Below are 16,778 nucleotides of genomic sequence, written 5' to 3' on the forward strand. Positions count from 1 at the left end.
TTTGCTATTTGAGAGTACAGTCGCCGCAGCGCTGGACGTCAGGCAGCTTATAGCGTTGGCAGCAGGTGCGTCTGACCAGAACGCCTTCACGCGAGATAACCGTGCGGTAAAGCGGATTCTCCCGGCCGCATGAAAGCTGTTTTTCAAAGAAACAGGTTTGTACCAGCGTCGCCAGGCTTTGTTCATCCAGCAGCGGTTTTAGCTCGCCGAAGAACCAGTTCACCAGGTAGCCGGTGTTGCTCCAGATAAGCCGGGCATTAATCTCTTCGCTGGCTTCCAGCGCCGCCACGACGGGCATCAAACCGTCGACGATGAATTTTTCCAGACGAACAGTGAGCGACTGCTCGCTTGCCCGGCAATCTTCAGCCACGTCAATCCAGAAACATTTAGCCCGGCCCGTTTCGTGGAACTCCACCTGTACATGCTGAGGCGAAATGTTCAGCGCTTTAGGCTGAGTCAGCAGCGCCATCATCATCGGCGGCACCAGCAGGCCGATGTACCATTGCGCCCACAGCGACTTCAGCGGTTTATTCTCGCGGGTAAGTTCAGGCTGGTGACGATAGATATGGTCGCCGTAGGCCGCCATCAGAGAGGTTAGCGTGGCGGGGCGTTGCCATTCGCTAAGCGTCATTGCCGTGGCGGGAGCCTGTTCGTTTAATTTGATGATGTCATTGAAGTACGGGCGGTGCGCGGCAAAATACTCCCGCAGCGAATCTGCCAGCGGGCTTGCCGCTGGGGGCCAGGGAAGAACAAAGCAACCGCTGTCATCGCTAAGTTGGAGGGAGTGAAGCGCCATACTTTCGTCAGGGAGTAATCTAAATGATAATGATTAGCAATACTAACGTTGGGAAAAATCTCTGGCAAGGTGTATTCACCGCCATCGCTGAGTGATGGCGGTTTTGGCGATCCAGAACGTCTCTCGCCGGGTTAATTCACCGCGAGCATGTCGTTGGTCAGAATACTGTTTCTTCCCTGGTTTTTGGCCTGATAAAGCGCTTTATCTGCGAGGCTAAGGGCATCGTCTATGCTGCCTTCGATGAACGGTGCAAGCCCGATGCTGACGGTAACGTTGGTCGCGACCTGGGTATTAAACATATGCGGGATGTCCAAATCGAAAACACGCTGGCGGATCCTTTCCGCCGACTGCATGGCACGTTCCGCGTCGATGTTGGTGAGCATAATCATGAACTCTTCCCCGCCGTAGCGCGTGACAAGATCTCTTGAGCGCACGGCATCGCGAATCGCCGCAGAAACGCGGATCAGCGCCTGATCGCCCATCGCATGGCCGTAGTGGTCGTTGTAGGACTTGAAGTGGTCGATATCCAGCAGCAAAACGTAGTGACTGCCGCTGCCGGAGGCCTGGATGTTCTCGAGGCGGTTTTGAAAGCCGCGACGGTTGTACAGGCCGGTTAAAGGATCGAGCATGCTGAGATCGGTCAGCGTCTCTTTTTCTTCGAGCAGCTTATTCATCAGCCGCTGGGTGAAGCGGTCATTACGTTTCTGAATAATATGCTGAATAGCGATCCCGATAGCGGGCAGCGCAATGGAATAAATCACCCTCAGCCATTGGTCAACGTTGCCCAGCCAAAGTACGACCAGCGCCACGGGCAGGCTGTGCAGCAGGAAAGCCACAATATTATTCATAAAGGCAATAGCGCCAATAAAAAGCACCGACATCAGGCTAATCACCAGAAATGAGGTGTCCAGATCCCCGATGGCCGCGTTTTTAATGAAAATATGCACCGCCCATAATAACCCAAGAAATAACGAGACAATATTCAGGTTAATCAGCTGCTTATTATTCATCATTTGCCAGGCAAGCAAGGCCAGGCTAATCAGCAGAATAGCAACAACGGGCGGCGTTATGCGCATGGTCGAATGGATCGGAAAGAGCATAGCAAAAGCGGCTGCCAGGGCGTTGAGCAGCAAAAATAAACGTAAAGAAAGCAGCTGCTTTGCTTTGAGTAAGGCTCGCCAGGTTTGGGCTGTCATAGAACGATTGTGTCTTGGGTAAGCGCGTCAGGTGTTGTGTGTGTCGTATCAATGAAAAGCGAGTTATCGGCTTTTCTGGCAACTATTGGAATTTTTATAAGGCAAACTAAAGCCGGCGCTCAATCTATCACCTTACTGAAAATCTGTCATTAAATGACACGTCAACCCTGGCTATTTCAGCTATAGGCCGCGCACGTTTTTACGCTGACAGTTGAGAAAATTTATCATATGATATTGGTTATCATTATCATGATGGGGCGTAAAAATGCTGCAACGACGACTCGAAAGTGGCTGGAGTGTAATGGTGGCGGGGCTTGCCGTGGCGCTGCTTGCCTGTCTGGATCTCAGTTTCAGTCAGTGGCGCGTGCTGGTGGTTATCGGGCTGCTTGCAACGGCATTGATGCTCTACCACAAAACGTTGAGACACTTTGTTTTACTGCCGTCGTGCGTAGCATTTGCCAGCGGATTGCTGTTGATTGTGATGAATTTGGGATCGATGAGATAAACAAGCTGGGGGAGAGAAAGAGAGTCACTTCATAAGAAGTGGTGCGAAGAGAGGGACTTGAACCCTCACGTCCGTAAGGACACTAACACCTGAAGCTAGCGCGTCTACCAATTCCGCCACCTTCGCACAGTTTTCAGACTTGCATCTGAAGAGTTTTGATATCGCCTTCGCATTGGTGCGAAGAGAGGGACTTGAACCCTCACGTCCGTAAGAACACTAACACCTGAAGCTAGCGCGTCTACCAATTCCGCCACCTTCGCGCAGTGCGAACGATATCTTTCGTGGTTGTGTTGGTGCGAAGAGAGGGACTTGAACCCTCACGTCCGTAAGAACACTAACACCTGAAGCTAGCGCGTCTACCAATTCCGCCACCTTCGCATACCTGTAATACCGAAGTATCACAACCACGGAGGCGCATTCTAGATGTTTTCTGAGCTTCGTCAACACTTAATTTGGTGCCGCTTTCCTGAGTGATGCAAAAAGCGGCACCTTAACGCGTTTAGCGCTTTTTACCCGCTCGGGTCAGCACGGCGCGGTAAACTTTGAAGCGGCCGGTTTGAGCAATAACTTCATGGCTACCAAACACTTCGTCCAGCACGTTCGGGTAGGCAAGGAAGGCGTTTGCCACGATGCGCAATTCGCCGCCCATATTCAGATGGCGAGCCGCACCACGAATAAGCTGGTGCGCTGCATCGAGGCTGGTTTGCATCCCGTCGTGGAATGGCGGGTTGGAGATGATCATGTCGAAACGGCCGTTGATTTCCGAGTAGACGTTACTGGCGATCACTTCCCCTTCAATGCCGTTAGCGGCAAGCGTTGCGCGGCTGGCGGCGACCGCCGGTGCGCTAACGTCGCTCAGCGTGAGGCGCACTTTTGGCGAGTGGCTGGCGAGAGTAATCGCCAGCACGCCTGCGCCGCAGCCAACATCCAGCACTTTGCCTTTGGTGTGTGGCGTCAATGTGGAAAGCAGCAGTTTGCTGCCGGTGTCCAGACCGTCGCGGCTAAAGACGCCCGGCAGGGTTTTCACCGTCATCCCTTCATGAGGGTATTCACCCCACCAGCTGTTTTCATCAAACGCAGGTTGCTGCTCAAGGCGGCCGTGGTACAGACCGCAGCGGCGCGCGCTGTCGATTTTCGTCAGCGGGCAAATATCAGCCAGCATTTGCTCTGCGCTGCGCACGCCAGAGCGGTTTTCGCCGACGACAAAAACATCGGTGCCAACCGGCATCAGCGACAGAATGTTCATCAGCTGGAACTGAGCTTCCGGCTTGTTTTTCGGCCAGTAGTAGATAAGCGTATTGCTGTCGGCAACGTCATCCGCACTGACCACCAGGCCATACTGTGCGTTCTCGCCCATCTGCGCGCTTAATACCTGCCAGTGGTGGAATTGCTGGGTGTGGGCGCGGCTGGCGGCGGTGTCGAAACGCGCCGGCAGGTCGTCTTGCATGTCACCGGCAAACAACACACGGCTCTCGGTAAAATCATCGCTGTGGCGCAGCAGTACTTCACTCGCCGGGGTAAACGCACTCATCAAATTGCTCCTGGAAAATCAGAGCGTGGATTATAGAGCTTTAATGGCGTGGATTCGATGAATTTGCTATATTTGCCGCCCGAATTACGCTCTCAACAGGTTTCGCTATGACTTCCCCTTCCCGACGCGACTGGCAGTTACAGCAACTGGGTATTACCCAGTGGATGCTGCGCCGTCCGACGGCTTTACAGGGCGAAATTGCGGTTTCTTTGCCCGCTGGCGTGCGTTTAGTGATGGTGGCTGAGACGCTACCCGCCTTGAACGATCCGCTGGTGAAGGATATTTTACGCAGCATAGCGTTAAGCCCCGAGCAAGTAATGCAACTGACGCCGGAACGCGCGGCAATGATGCCGCCCGATAGCCGCTGCAATAGCTGGCGCCTGGGCGTGGAGCAACCGCTGACGCTAAACGGCGCGCAGCTCGCGTCCCCTGCGCTTGACGAGCTTTATCACAATGGCAACGCGCGACAGGCGCTGTGGCAACAGATTTGCGAACATGAACACGATTTCTTCCCTGACGCCGAATGATTTGGCGGACGCGTATGCCATTGAGCAGCGTAGTCATGCTTTTCCCTGGAGTGAAAAAACCTTTGCCAGCAACCAGGGCGAGCGCTATTTCAATTTACGGCTGGACGTTGACGGCAAACTTGCCGCTTTTGCGGTGACGCAGGTCATTCTCGATGAAGCCACGCTGTTTAACATTGCGGTCGATCCGGCGTATCAGCGGCAAGGACTTGGGAAAGCGCTGCTTGAGCATCTTATTGCAGAGCTTGAAAAACGGGATGTCTTTACGCTGTGGCTGGAGGTGCGCGCCTCTAACGTTGGGGCGAGAACCTTGTACGAAAGCCTGGGCTTTAACGAAGCGACGGTGCGTCGCAATTATTATCCTGCAAAAGAAGGTCGGGAAGACGCAATCGTGATGGCGCTTCCCCTCGGTTAATTTTTAAAAGGTGTGTGGATGAACTGGGACTGGATTTTATTTGATGCGGACGAAACGCTGTTTACCTTTGACGCGTTCGGCGGTTTGCAGCGCATGTTTCTCGATTACAGCGTGACCTTTACCGCAGATGATTTCCAGGAGTACCAGGCGGTAAACAAGCCGCTGTGGGTCGACTACCAGAATGGCGCGATTACCGCGTTGCAGCTGCAGCTCAGACGTTTTGAGGACTGGGCAGGGCGGCTGAATGTGCCGTCAGCAGAGTTGAATGATGCCTTTTTATCCGCCATGGCCGAAATTTGTGCCCCGCTGCCTGGCGCGGTTTCTCTCCTGAATGCGCTGAAGGGCAAAGCGAAACTTGGCATCATCACCAACGGCTTTACCGCGCTGCAGCAGATCCGCCTTGAACGCACTGGCCTGCGTGACTATTTCGACCTGCTGGTGATTTCCGAGCAGGTAGGGGTCGCCAAACCCGACCGCCGCATTTTCGACTATACCTTCGAGCAGATGAAACAGCCGCCGCGCGACCGCGTTTTGATGGTTGGCGACACGGCAGAATCCGACATTCTGGGCGGTATCAACGCCGGGATAGCAACCTGCTGGCTGAACGCCCACGGGCGCACCGCGCCGGAAGGGATTGAACCGACCTGGCAGGTCACCTCGCTAAGTGAACTGGAGCAACTGCTGTGTAAGCCATGATTGTTGATTGTTAAACCCGCAATGATGGGTAAAATAGCCGCCAAATAACGTTCACTCGCCGCGTGGCTCAAGGCCGCGCGCACTTACAGAAGATGTAATTATGACTTTGTCTCCTTATTTGCAAGAGGTGGCTAAACGCCGCACTTTTGCCATTATCTCTCACCCGGATGCCGGTAAAACGACCATCACCGAAAAGGTGCTGCTGTTCGGACAGGCGATCCAGACCGCCGGGACGGTAAAAGGCCGTGGCTCAAGCCAGCACGCCAAATCCGACTGGATGGAGATGGAAAAACAGCGTGGGATCTCAATCACCACCTCGGTGATGCAGTTCCCGTATCGCGACAGCCTGGTTAACCTGCTGGACACCCCGGGGCACGAAGACTTCTCCGAAGATACCTACCGTACCCTGACCGCCGTCGACTGCTGCCTGATGGTTATCGATGCCGCGAAAGGCGTAGAAGATCGTACCCGCAAGCTGATGGAAGTTACCCGTCTGCGCGACACGCCGATCATCACCTTCATGAACAAACTGGACCGCGACATTCGCGATCCAATGGAAGTGCTGGATGAGGTTGAGCGCGAGCTGAAGATTGGCTGTGCGCCAATCACCTGGCCAATCGGCTGCGGCAAGCTGTTCAAAGGGGTCTACCATCTTTATAAAGATGAAACCTACCTCTACCAGACCGGTAAAGGCCATACGATCCAGGAAGTGCGCATCGTGAAAGGGTTGAATAACCCGGAACTCGACGCAGCCGTCGGGGAAGATCTTGCTCTGCAGCTGCGCGAGGAGCTGGAGCTGGTGCAGGGGGCTTCCAACGAATTCGATCACGAACTGTTCCTGGCCGGTGAAATTACCCCGGTATTCTTCGGCACCGCGTTGGGCAACTTCGGCGTAGACCACATGCTGGATGGCCTGGTGGAGTGGGCCCCGGCTCCGATGCCGCGTAAAACCGACACGCGTTTGGTGGAAGCCGCGGACGAGAAGTTCACCGGCTTTGTCTTTAAGATCCAGGCCAACATGGACCCGAAACACCGTGACCGCGTCGCCTTTATGCGCGTGGTGTCCGGTAAGTATGAAAAAGGCATGAAGCTGCGCCAGGTGCGTATCGGGAAAGACGTCATTATTTCTGACGCGCTGACCTTTATGGCCGGGGATCGTTCTCACGTGGAAGAAGCTTATCCTGGCGATATCATCGGCCTGCACAACCACGGCACCATTCAGATCGGTGATACCTTTACCCAGGGCGAAATGATGAAGTTCACCGGTATTCCGAACTTCGCCCCGGAACTGTTCCGTCGCATTCGCCTGCGCGACCCGCTGAAGCAGAAGCAGTTGCTTAAAGGCCTGGTTCAGCTTTCTGAAGAAGGCGCGGTGCAGGTGTTCCGCCCGATTGCCAACAACGACCTGATCGTGGGCGCGGTAGGGGTTCTGCAGTTCGACGTGGTCGTCGCTCGCCTGAAAAGCGAATATAACGTGGAAGCGATTTACGAATCGGTGAACGTGGCGACGGCGCGTTGGGTTGAAGGGAATGACGTTAAGAAGTTTGAAGAATTCAAACGTAAAAACGAAGTTCAGCTGGCGCTGGATGGCGGCGATAACCTGACCTACATCGCCCCGACAATGGTAAACCTGAACATTACTCAGGAACGTTACCCTGACGTGACCTTCCGTAAAACGCGCGAGCACTAATTGCCAGCCAGAGCGCGGCGTTCGCCGCGCTCTTCTCACTTTTCCTGTCTTTTGAACCTCTTGCAGAATCCTCTTAATTTCCCGCGAATCCTGCGTCATTGCTGCTTTTTCCATCAACACGTCATGCACTTTTATGATTGTGATCTATATTTAACAAAGTGATGACAATTTTATTGGATGAAAGCTCCGGGAATTAATCATTTTCTGGTGTCTTGTTGGCGTTTCTCAGGTCATCTCAATATTAATAGCTGATTTTTTTCAGCTTACGAGAAACGAGAAAGCTCAAATGATGAGCAAACCTACAGGAATTAATCGATGACTACGACTAAGATTTCAAAAACTCTGCTGGCGGTTGTGTTGGGCTCTGTACTGGCAAGCACCAGTGCCTTTGCGGAAGACACTCTGCTCAATAAAACGGAATCTACCGCTGATAGTGCAGGGAAAAAAATCGATAGCTCAATGACTAAAGTCGGTAATTTCATGGACGACAGCGGCATCACAGCGAAAGTTAAAGCCGCGCTGGTTGACGATAAAAACATTAAAAGTACCGATATTTCGGTCAAAACCGACAATAAAGTGGTCACCCTGAGCGGTTTTGTTGAAAGCCAGGCGCAGGCGGAGCAGGCCGTCGCCACGGCGAAAAAAGTGGAAGGCGTGACCTCGGTGAGCGACAAACTCCACGTTCGTGACGCGAAAACGCAGTCGGTGAAAGGTTATGCCGGGGATGCGGCCACGACCAGCGAGATCAAAGCGAAATTGTTAGCCGACAGCATTGTGCCGTCGCGCCATATAAAAGTTGAAACCACTGACGGTGTGGTTCAGCTGTCCGGCGAAGTGAAGTCTGCCGCCCAGTCTGAGAAGGCTGAAAGCATTGCCAAAGCTGTTGAAGGCGTGAAAAGCGTTAAAAACGATCTGAAAGTGAAGTAACAGCAGCACCCTAAACGTCTTCCCGGGTTAGTCCGGGAGGCGATAAGCACCACCCTTACACATTATCGCCTGCGGGTTAGCCATTCGGCGCACGTGAAGAAGCGATAAGATTCACTATGGTTAAGGAGAGTCTATGTTTCGTTGGGGCATTATTTTTCTGGTTATAGCGTTGATCGCTGCGGCCCTGGGCTTCGGTGGTCTGGCCGGTACCGCAGCAGGTGCTGCAAAAATTGTCTTTATCGTCGGGATCATTCTGTTCCTGGTCAGTCTGTTTATGGGGCGCAGACGTCCTTAGCAACACTCAGTGAGTAACATGCCGATACAAAAGAAAAGCCAGTCCTCGTGACTGGCTTTATACTGTCGACAAACCTCTGTCGATAGAAAAGAAATACCAGACGACTCGTTAAAAAAAACAGGAAAATCAATTCATTGATTTTCGGCTGCTCACCATAAAGAGGGGAAAACCACGCTTTTTCCCTCTTCGTCAGCAACCTTAAGCCAGTCCTTGTGACTGGCTTTCGCCGTTTTACTTAGCGCGCTATGGGTATAGGGTATAAATTCACAACAACAGAATTCAGGAAAGCAGGGTGGGAAATCGTATACCCGTTACGCTCGGCAATATTGCGCCGCTGGCGACTAAATCTTTTCGTCCTGGAAAACTCGCTCTGATTTGTGAAGGGGGCGGGCAGCGCGGGATCTTTACGGCCGGGGTTCTGGACGAATTTATGCGAGCGGAATTCAACCCCTTTGATCTGTTCCTTGGCACCTCAGCCGGGGCGCAGAATCTCTCCGCTTATGTGTGTAATCAGCCGGGATACGCACGCCGCGTCATTACGCGCTTTACGACGACGAGGGATTTCTTCAATCCGCTACGCTTTGCGCGCGGGGGGCATCTGATCGATCTCGACTGGCTGATTGAGTCGACCGCCGCCAGACTGCCGCTGTCGATGTCCAGCGCCGACCCGCTGTTTGAGCAGGGAAAAGAGTTCTTTATGTGCGCCTGCCGCAGTGATGACTATGCGGCGAATTACTTTTCGCCGACCGCGGATACCTGGCTAAATTTGCTGAAAGCCTCCAGTGCCATTCCCGGTTTTTATCGCTCAGGCGTGGAGATTGACGGCATCAGCTATCAGGACGGCGGCATCAGCGATGCGGTACCGGTGCGGGAAGCGGTTAAGCGCGGGGCGGATACGCTGGTGGTCATTCGTACCGTACCTTCACAGATGTACTACACGCCGCAGTGGTTTAAACATATGGAGCGCTGGCTGGGCGACAGCAGTCTGCAGCCGCTTTTGAACCTGGTGCAGCACCACGAAGAAAGCTACCGTGAGATCCAAAACTTCATTGAGAAGCCGCCAGGTAAACTGAGAATCTTCGAGATTTATCCCCCGAAAGCGCTATTAAGCAGCGCGCTCGGCAGCCGCCTGCCTTCGTTGACGGCGGATTATCAAACGGGGCGCTTGTGCGGGCGCTATTTCCTGGCCACCATTGGCAAACTGCTGGTGGCTAAGCCACCGTTAAGGCGCCATTTGCCGCGTATTAATACGCCAGGCCCGTTGGTTATTCCCCCTGCTGCGGCGGCAAATGAATCGCTGGTTAAACCGATTAGCCCTGGCCTGCAGGCGAATGATGCGGCGTTTGATAATGAGGATCTTGCGTGAGTTTTACGTTCTACGACACCCATTGCCACTTTGATTTTCCCCCCTTTACCGGGGATGAAGAGCACAGTCTCTCGCTGGCCGCTGAGGCTGGGGTGCGTAAAATTATTGTGCCCGCAATAGAAGCAGAACGTTTCAATCGCGTACTCGCGCTGGCGCAGAGCTACCCGGCGCTTTATGCCGCCCTGGGCATGCATCCGATAGTGATTGAAAAGCATGATGAAACAGGGCTGGCCGCGCTAGAAGATCTTTTGCAGCAAAAGCCGGAGAAGCTGATCGCGATCGGCGAGATTGGGCTGGATCTTTATCGCGAAGATCCGCAATTCGACAGGCAGGAGTTTATCCTCAGCGAGCAGCTGAAGCTGGCGAAGCGTTACGATCTGCCGGTGCTGCTTCACTCCCGCCGTACCCACGACAAGCTGGCGCTGCACCTGAAGCGCTACAATTTACCCAGAACCGGCGTGGTGCACGGTTTTGCCGGAAGCTTGCAGCAGGCAGAACGGTTTATCGCGATGGGTTATCGGATTGGCGTCGGCGGCACCATCACCTATCCCCGAGCCAGCAAAACCCGGGATGTGATGGCTCGCCTTCCGCTTTCATCGCTGTTACTGGAAACCGATGCACCGGATATGCCGTTGAACGGCTGGCAGGGGCAGCCAAACCGCCCGGAACGTGCCGCCAAGGTCTTCGATGCGCTGTGTGAATTACGCCCGGAACCCGCAGAAATCATTGCTAATGCCTTGAAAAACAACGCAGACGAATTATTCGCCTTCTAATGAGTCACGCCTAAAGTGTGATGCTCATCACCTTGCTATGTAAATGTTTCTATACATTTCGTCCTATACGTGATTGCTCCGGCACTTTTCTCGCCCCTGTGGTTATAATCCGCGCGCTAAAAAGGGGCTGCTAAAGCCCAAATCTTTCCAGTTGATACACAGGGATACTGTATGCAAATACTCATGGGATTGATCGGCATGGTGGCATTGCTGCTGATCGCCGTTTTACTGTCCAGCAACCGCAAGGCGATCAACCTGCGCACCGTCATTGGCGCGTGGCTTATCCAGATCGGTATCGGGGCGTTGATCCTTTACGTTCCGGTCGGGCGTAAGGTGCTGCTCGCGATGTCTGAGGGGGTGGCTAACGTCATCGCCTACGGCAACTCAGGGATTTCCTTCCTGTTTGGCGGGCTGGTTTCTGACAAAATGTTTGAGGTTTTTGGCGGCGGCGGCTTTATTTTCGCGCTGCGCGTTCTGCCGATTATCGTCTTCTTCTCCTCGCTTATCGCCGTGCTTTACTACCTTGGCGTGATGCAGTTAGTGATCCGTATTCTCGGCGGCGGCCTGCGTAAGGTATTGAAAACCTCCCGCACCGAATCCTTATCGGCGACGGCGAATATTTTCGTTGGCCAAACCGAAGCGCCGCTGGTTGTGCGCCCTTACATCTCAACCATGACCCGCTCTGAGCTGTTTGCAGTAATGTGCGGTGGCCTTGCCTCCGTGGCGGGCTCCGTGCTGGCGGGCTATGCGCAGATGGGCGTGCCGCTGGAATACCTGATTGCCGCGTCCTTTATGGCCGCACCGGGCGGGCTGCTGTTTGCCAAGATAATGCTGCCTGAAACGGAAACCCCGAACGACACCCCGGAGCTGGAGTCGATGAAAAACGATCCGGATCGCCCGGCTAACGTGCTGGATGCGGCGGCTTCGGGCGCAGCTTCCGGGATGCAGCTGGCGCTGAACGTCGGGGCGATGCTGCTGGCATTTGTGGCGCTGATTGCCCTTCTGAACGGGATGCTTTCCGGCATCGGCGGCTGGTTCAACTATCCGCAGCTCTCGCTGGAGCTGATGCTGGGCTGGGTGTTCTCCCCGGTTGCCTGGCTGATTGGCGTGCCGTGGAGTGAGGCAACTGTCGCGGGCTCGTTTATCGGCCAGAAGCTGATCATCAACGAGTTCGTCGCTTACCTGAACTTTGGCGCTTACCTGAAGGATGATGCCGAAGTGGCTGCGGCGGGCCTGCAGGTGCTGTCCGGCCATACCAAAGCGATTATCTCCTTCGCGCTGTGCGGATTTGCTAACCTTTCTTCTATCGCCATTCTGATTGGTGGCCTGGGCAGCATGGCACCAAACCGTCGGCATGATGTGGCTCAGCTGGGCATGAAAGCTGTAGCGGCGGGGACGCTGTCTAACCTGATGAGTGCCACCATCGCCGGGCTGTTCCTGGCGCTGTAAGCTGCAATATAAATGTTATAATAATAACATTAAGCGGTAACCGATGGCTGGCGCCCTGCCAGCCATTTTCTTGCTTTCAGACGCAATTTAGCGCGTTATTTTGTTCCTTTAATCACATATACTCTATGAAAGCTTGCAATTCATGCTTTGGCTTTTGTGAGGCGAGACACAAAATTGCATCGGTAGTGGGTGTTAGAATTCTAACATTGCAACCGGCAATGTGCGGTGAGAAGGATCTCAACGTGAGGGTGACCCAGGTGACCACTCTTCTTCAAGGAACCAAGTCCGCTCCAACGTGTTGAGTTTCCAGGCCGGAGACTTATTTCCCTTTTGTTGGAGAGCGTTATGACCGATTTAACCCAAAGCAGCCTGCGTGCGCTGAAACTGATGGATCTGACTACCCTGAACGACGATGACACTAACGAGAAAGTCATCGCTCTGTGCCATCAGGCAAAAACCCCAGTCGGCAACACCGCTGCGATTTGTATCTACCCGCGTTTTATCCCTATCGCCCGTAAAACCCTGAAAGAGCAGGGCACGCCGGACATCCGCATTGCTACCGTGACCAACTTCCCACACGGTAACGACGATATCGACATCGCGCTGGCAGAAACTCGCGCCGCTATCGCTTACGGCGCGGACGAAGTGGACGTGGTCTTCCCATACCGGGCGCTGATTGCCGGTAACGAGCAGGTAGGCTTCGACCTGGTGAAAGCGTGTAAAGATGCCTGCGCCAGCGCTAACGTACTGCTGAAAGTAATCATCGAAACCGGCGAACTGAAAACTGAAGAACTGATCCGTAAAGCATCAGCTATTGCGATTAAAGCCGGTGCCGACTTCATCAAAACCTCGACCGGTAAAGTGCCGGTTAACGCCACGCCGGAAAGCGCTCGCATCATGATGGAAGTGATCCGCGATTTGGGCGTGGAAAAAACCGTAGGCTTCAAACCAGCCGGTGGTGTTCGCTCCGCTGAAGATGCTGCGCAGTTCCTGGCTATCGCGGACGATCTGTTCGGTGCCGGCTGGGCCGACTCCCGTCATTACCGCTTCGGGGCGTCCAGCCTGTTAGCCAGCCTGCTGAAAGCGCTGGGCCATGGTGACGGGAAAAGCGCCAGCAGCTACTAATCTTTTTTGATCTTCCTTTGCGGCGGATTTTCCGCCGCCTTTCACCCGCATTTCTTAGGGGGTTGCCGTGTTTCTCGCACAAGAAATTATTCGTAAAAAACGTGATGGCCTGGTACTGAGCGACGAAGAGATTCGCTTCTTTATCAACGGCATTCGCGACAACACCGTCTCTGAAGGGCAAATTGCTGCTCTGGCGATGACCATTTTCTTCCACGACATGACTATGCCGGAAAGGGTGTCGCTGACGATGGCGATGCGGGATTCCGGCACCGTGCTGGACTGGAAAAGCCTTAACCTCAACGGCCCAATTGTGGACAAACACTCCACCGGCGGCGTGGGTGATGTCACTTCGCTGATGCTTGGCCCAATGGTGGCGGCCTGCGGTGGCTATGTGCCGATGATTTCAGGTCGTGGCCTGGGGCACACCGGCGGGACGCTGGACAAGCTCGAGGCGATTCCAGGGTTCGATATCTTCCCGGACGATAACCGTTTCCGCGACATTATTAAGGACGTCGGCGTGGCCATTATCGGCCAGACCAGCTCGCTGGCACCGGCGGACAAACGTTTTTATGCCACTCGCGACATTACCGCGACGGTGGATTCCATCCCGCTTATCACCGCTTCCATTCTGGCGAAAAAACTGGCCGAAGGACTGGACGCGCTGGTGATGGACGTGAAAGTAGGCAGCGGCGCATTTATGCCGACTTACGAGCTGTCAGCCCAGCTGGCAGAGGCTATCGTTGGCGTTTCTAACGGCGCAGGCGTGAAGACTACCGCGCTGCTGACGGACATGAACCAGGTGCTGGCTTCCAGCGCGGGTAACGCCGTAGAAGTCCGCGAAGCCGTGCAGTTCCTGACGGGTGAATACCGCAACCCGCGTCTGTTTGATGTGACAATGGCGCTGTGCGTGGAAATGCTGATTTCCGGCAAGCTTGCCAAAGACGATACGGAAGCACGCGTGAAGCTTCAGGCGGTGCTGGACAACGGCAAAGCGGCCGAAGTATTTGGCCGCATGGTTGCCGCGCAGAAAGGTCCGAGCGACTTCGTTGAAAATTATGCGAAGTACTTGCCAACGGCGATGCTGAGTAAAGCGGTGTATGCCGAAGCGTCCGGGTTTGTCTCGGCGATGGACACGCGTGCGTTGGGTATGGCGGTGGTATCGATGGGCGGCGGTCGTCGTCAGGCTTCCGACACCATTGATTACAGCGTCGGCTTTACCGATATGGCGCGTCTGGGGGAATCTATCGACAGCGAACGTCCTCTGGCGGTGATCCACGCGAAAGACGAAGCCAGCTGGCAGGAAGCGGCGAAGGCGGTGAAGGCGGCAATCAGCATTGACGAAAAAGCACCACAGGAAACACTAACTGTCTATCGCCGAATCACTGAATAACGGTATACTGATCTGATCCCTATTTTATAGAGCACAAGGTACGGAGAATAATATGAAACGTGCGTTTATTATGGTGCTGGACTCGTTCGGCATCGGTGCTACCGAAGACGCCGAGCGCTTCGGAGATGTCGGCTCTGATACCCTCGGTCACATCGCGGAGGCTTGCGCCAAAGGCGAAGCTGACAAAGGCCGTAAAGGCCCCCTGAACCTGCCGAATCTGACTCGTCTTGGGCTGGTCAAAGCTCATGAAGGCTCCACCGGCAAAGTGGCCGCAGGCATGGACGGTAACGCAGAAGTTATCGGCGCTTACGGCTGGGCCCATGAGCTTTCTTCCGGCAAAGACACCCCGTCTGGCCACTGGGAAATCGCCGGCGTGCCGGTTCTGTTTGACTGGGGCTACTTCAGCGACCACGACAACAGCTTCCCGCAGGAGCTGCTGGACAAACTGGTCAAGCGTGCCAACCTGCCGGGCTACCTCGGCAACTGCCACTCTTCCGGGACCGTGATCCTGGACCAGCTGGGCGAAGAGCACATGAAAACCGGGAAACCGATTTTCTACACCTCCGCTGACTCCGTGTTCCAGATTGCCTGCCACGAAGAAACCTACGGTCTCGATAAGCTTTATGAGCTGTGCGAAATCGCGCGTGAAGAGCTGACCGAAGGCGGCTACAACATTGGCCGCGTTATCGCCCGTCCGTTTGTTGGCGATAAAGCAGGTAACTTCCAGCGTACCGGCAACCGCCACGACTTAGCGGTCGAGCCACCTGCCGCCACCGTGCTGCAGAAGCTGGTTGATGAGAAGCATGGCCAGGTTGTTTCCGTGGGTAAAATTGCGGACATCTACGCCAACTGCGGCATTACTAAAAAAGTGAAGGCAACCGGTCTGGATGCGCTGTTTGATGCAACCATCAAAGAGATGAAAGAAGCCGGTGACGACACCATCGTGTTCACCAACTTCGTAGACTTTGACTCCTCCTGGGGCCACCGTCGCGACGTGGCTGGCTATGCGGGCGGCCTTGAGCTGTTCGACCGCCGCCTGCCGGAGCTGATGGCGCTGCTGAAAGAGGACGACATTCTGATCCTCACCGCTGACCACGGCTGTGACCCGACCTGGCAGGGTACCGACCATACTCGCGAGCACATTCCGGTGCTGATCTACGGCCCGAAAGTGAAAGCCGGTTCTCTTGGTCACCGTGAAACCTTCGCGGATATCGGCCAGACGGTAGCGAAGTACTTCGGTCTTTCCGACATGGACTACGGCAAAAACATGCTGTGATCCCTTTGGGCGGGCGGTTGCCCGCCTGATTGCTAACTTTTTAAATCAAGGAATACATAATGGCTACGCCACACATTAACGCAGAAATGGGCGATTTCGCTGACGTAGTACTGATGCCGGGTGACCCGCTGCGCGCCAAGCACATCGCGGAAACCTTCCTGGAAGACGTGCGTGAAGTGAACAACGTGCGCGGCATGCTCGGTTTCACCGGCACTTACAAAGGCCGCAAGATCTCCGTTATGGGCCACGGCATGGGCATCCCATCCTGCTCCATCTACGCGAAAGAGCTGATCACCGACTTCGGCGTGAAGAAAATCATTCGCGTGGGTTCCTGCGGCGCGGTTCGTGCAGACGTTAAGCTGCGCGACGTGGTTATCGGTATGGGCGCGTGTACTGACTCTAAAGTTAACCGCCTGCGCTTCAAGGATCACGACTTCGCGGCTATCGCTGACTTCGATATGGTTCGCAACGCGGTTGATGCGGCAAAAGCGCTGGGCGTTGACGCTCGCGTGGGCAACATCTTCTCTGCAGACCTGTTCTACACGCCAGATCCGTCCATGTTCGACGTGATGGAAAAATACGGCATTCTGGGTGTGGAAATGGAAGCGGCCGGGATCTACGGCGTAGCGGCTGAGTTTGGTGCGAAAGCGCTGACTATCTGCACCGTGTCTGACCACATCCGTACTCACGAGCAGACCACCGCCGCTGAGCGTCAGACCACCTTCAACGACATGATCAAAATTGCTCTGGAATCCGTCCTGCTGGGCGACAAAGAGTAAGTTTTTGTTCTTGTTTAAAGGGCGCCTTAGGGCGCCTTTTTTTAT

17 protein-coding genes and 3 tRNA genes are annotated in these 16,778 nt (G+C 54.5%); 14 read left to right on the top strand and 6 right to left on the bottom strand.

The genetic code is table 11. The features are described 5' to 3' along the window. Positions 1-4 precede the first annotated feature (4 nt). Both fhuF and LH86_RS08400 read right to left on the bottom strand, forming a co-directional pair. Positions 5-796 carry a siderophore-iron reductase FhuF gene (fhuF, locus tag LH86_RS08395; protein ID WP_039300217.1) on the bottom strand — a complete coding sequence of 264 codons (792 nt, stop codon included), beginning with the start codon at positions 794-796 and terminating at the stop codon, positions 5-7. 131 nt (positions 797-927) lie between these two features. Further along, positions 928-1,992 (bottom strand): GGDEF domain-containing protein, encoded by a 1,065-nt coding sequence (locus LH86_RS08400; RefSeq protein WP_039300220.1) that lies wholly within the window; start codon positions 1,990-1,992, stop codon positions 928-930. A 265-nt stretch (positions 1,993-2,257) separates the two neighbouring features. Between LH86_RS08400 and LH86_RS08405 the strand changes: the two genes are divergently transcribed. Next, positions 2,258-2,497, top strand: a complete 240-nt coding sequence (locus tag LH86_RS08405) for a DUF1435 domain-containing protein (protein ID WP_008460074.1) — start codon at positions 2,258-2,260, stop codon at positions 2,495-2,497. A 39-nt stretch (positions 2,498-2,536) separates the two neighbouring features. On the opposite strand, the gene LH86_RS08410 is transcribed toward LH86_RS08405, so the two are convergent. The 4 genes from LH86_RS08410 to rsmC all read right to left on the bottom strand — a co-directional run bounded on the left by LH86_RS08410 (position 2,537) and on the right by rsmC (position 4,028). Next, positions 2,537-2,623 (bottom strand) — tRNA-Leu (locus tag LH86_RS08410). A 47-nt stretch (positions 2,624-2,670) separates the two neighbouring features. Beyond that, positions 2,671-2,757: transfer RNA gene (locus tag LH86_RS08415), tRNA-Leu, on the bottom strand. 31 nt (positions 2,758-2,788) lie between these two features. Beyond that, positions 2,789-2,875 (bottom strand) — tRNA-Leu (locus tag LH86_RS08420). A 121-nt stretch (positions 2,876-2,996) separates the two neighbouring features. Then, entirely contained in the window at positions 2,997-4,028 is a 1,032-nt protein-coding gene (gene rsmC / locus LH86_RS08425; RefSeq protein ID WP_039300223.1) for a 16S rRNA (guanine(1207)-N(2))-methyltransferase RsmC, read from the bottom strand. 107 nt (positions 4,029-4,135) lie between these two features. On the opposite strand from rsmC, the gene LH86_RS08430 reads away from it, so the two are divergent. The 13 genes from LH86_RS08430 to deoD all read left to right on the top strand — a co-directional run bounded on the left by LH86_RS08430 (position 4,136) and on the right by deoD (position 16,733). Next, the gene (locus tag LH86_RS08430; RefSeq protein WP_039300226.1) at positions 4,136-4,555 is read left to right on the top strand and encodes a DNA polymerase III subunit psi; all 420 of its coding nucleotides are present in this window, start codon (positions 4,136-4,138) and stop codon (positions 4,553-4,555) included. Continuing rightward, the gene (rimI, locus tag LH86_RS08435) at positions 4,524-4,967 is read left to right on the top strand and encodes a ribosomal protein S18-alanine N-acetyltransferase (RefSeq protein ID WP_039300229.1); all 444 of its coding nucleotides are present in this window, start codon (positions 4,524-4,526) and stop codon (positions 4,965-4,967) included. Before LH86_RS08430 ends, rimI begins: the two co-directional genes overlap by 32 nt. 18 nt (positions 4,968-4,985) lie before the next feature. Then, positions 4,986-5,663 (top strand): pyrimidine 5'-nucleotidase, encoded by a 678-nt coding sequence (yjjG, locus tag LH86_RS08440; RefSeq protein ID WP_039290052.1) that lies wholly within the window; start codon positions 4,986-4,988, stop codon positions 5,661-5,663. A 100-nt stretch (positions 5,664-5,763) separates the two neighbouring features. Next, positions 5,764-7,353, top strand: coding sequence for a peptide chain release factor 3 (prfC, locus tag LH86_RS08445; protein ID WP_039300232.1), 1,590 nt, complete (start codon positions 5,764-5,766; stop codon positions 7,351-7,353). 315 nt (positions 7,354-7,668) lie between these two features. Next, positions 7,669-8,280: a molecular chaperone OsmY gene (osmY, locus tag LH86_RS08450; protein WP_039290058.1), complete on the top strand. Its 612-nt coding sequence runs from the start codon at positions 7,669-7,671 to the stop codon at positions 8,278-8,280. Positions 8,281-8,413: 133 nt separating this feature from the next. Continuing rightward, positions 8,414-8,575: a DUF1328 domain-containing protein gene (locus tag LH86_RS21990; RefSeq protein WP_007373037.1), complete on the top strand. Its 162-nt coding sequence runs from the start codon at positions 8,414-8,416 to the stop codon at positions 8,573-8,575. A gap of 292 nt (positions 8,576-8,867) precedes the next feature. Then, positions 8,868-9,941, top strand: coding sequence for a patatin-like phospholipase family protein (locus tag LH86_RS08455; RefSeq protein ID WP_039300235.1), 1,074 nt, complete (start codon positions 8,868-8,870; stop codon positions 9,939-9,941). Further along, entirely contained in the window at positions 9,938-10,714 is a 777-nt protein-coding gene (locus LH86_RS08460; RefSeq protein WP_039300238.1) for a TatD family hydrolase, read from the top strand. Before LH86_RS08455 ends, LH86_RS08460 begins: the two co-directional genes overlap by 4 nt. Positions 10,715-10,885: 171 nt before the next feature. Continuing rightward, the gene (locus tag LH86_RS08465; RefSeq protein ID WP_039300240.1) at positions 10,886-12,163 is read left to right on the top strand and encodes a NupC/NupG family nucleoside CNT transporter; all 1,278 of its coding nucleotides are present in this window, start codon (positions 10,886-10,888) and stop codon (positions 12,161-12,163) included. Positions 12,164-12,508: 345 nt separating this feature from the next. Beyond that, positions 12,509-13,288, top strand: a complete 780-nt coding sequence (gene deoC / locus LH86_RS08470) for a deoxyribose-phosphate aldolase (RefSeq protein WP_039300243.1) — start codon at positions 12,509-12,511, stop codon at positions 13,286-13,288. Between the two features lie 67 nt (positions 13,289-13,355). Beyond that, positions 13,356-14,678, top strand: a complete 1,323-nt coding sequence (gene deoA / locus LH86_RS08475; protein WP_039300247.1) for a thymidine phosphorylase — start codon at positions 13,356-13,358, stop codon at positions 14,676-14,678. 52 nt (positions 14,679-14,730) lie between these two features. Further along, a complete protein-coding gene (deoB, locus tag LH86_RS08480) occupies positions 14,731-15,954 on the top strand; it encodes a phosphopentomutase (protein ID WP_039300250.1) in 1,224 nt (407 codons plus the stop codon). Positions 15,955-16,013: 59 nt separating this feature from the next. Next, positions 16,014-16,733: a purine-nucleoside phosphorylase gene (deoD, locus tag LH86_RS08485; RefSeq protein WP_008460099.1), complete on the top strand. Its 720-nt coding sequence runs from the start codon at positions 16,014-16,016 to the stop codon at positions 16,731-16,733. The last annotated feature ends 45 nt before the right edge of the window (positions 16,734-16,778 follow it).

This window comes from Cedecea neteri (genome assembly GCF_000758325.1).
GTDB lineage: Bacteria > Pseudomonadota > Gammaproteobacteria > Enterobacterales > Enterobacteriaceae > Cedecea > Cedecea neteri_B.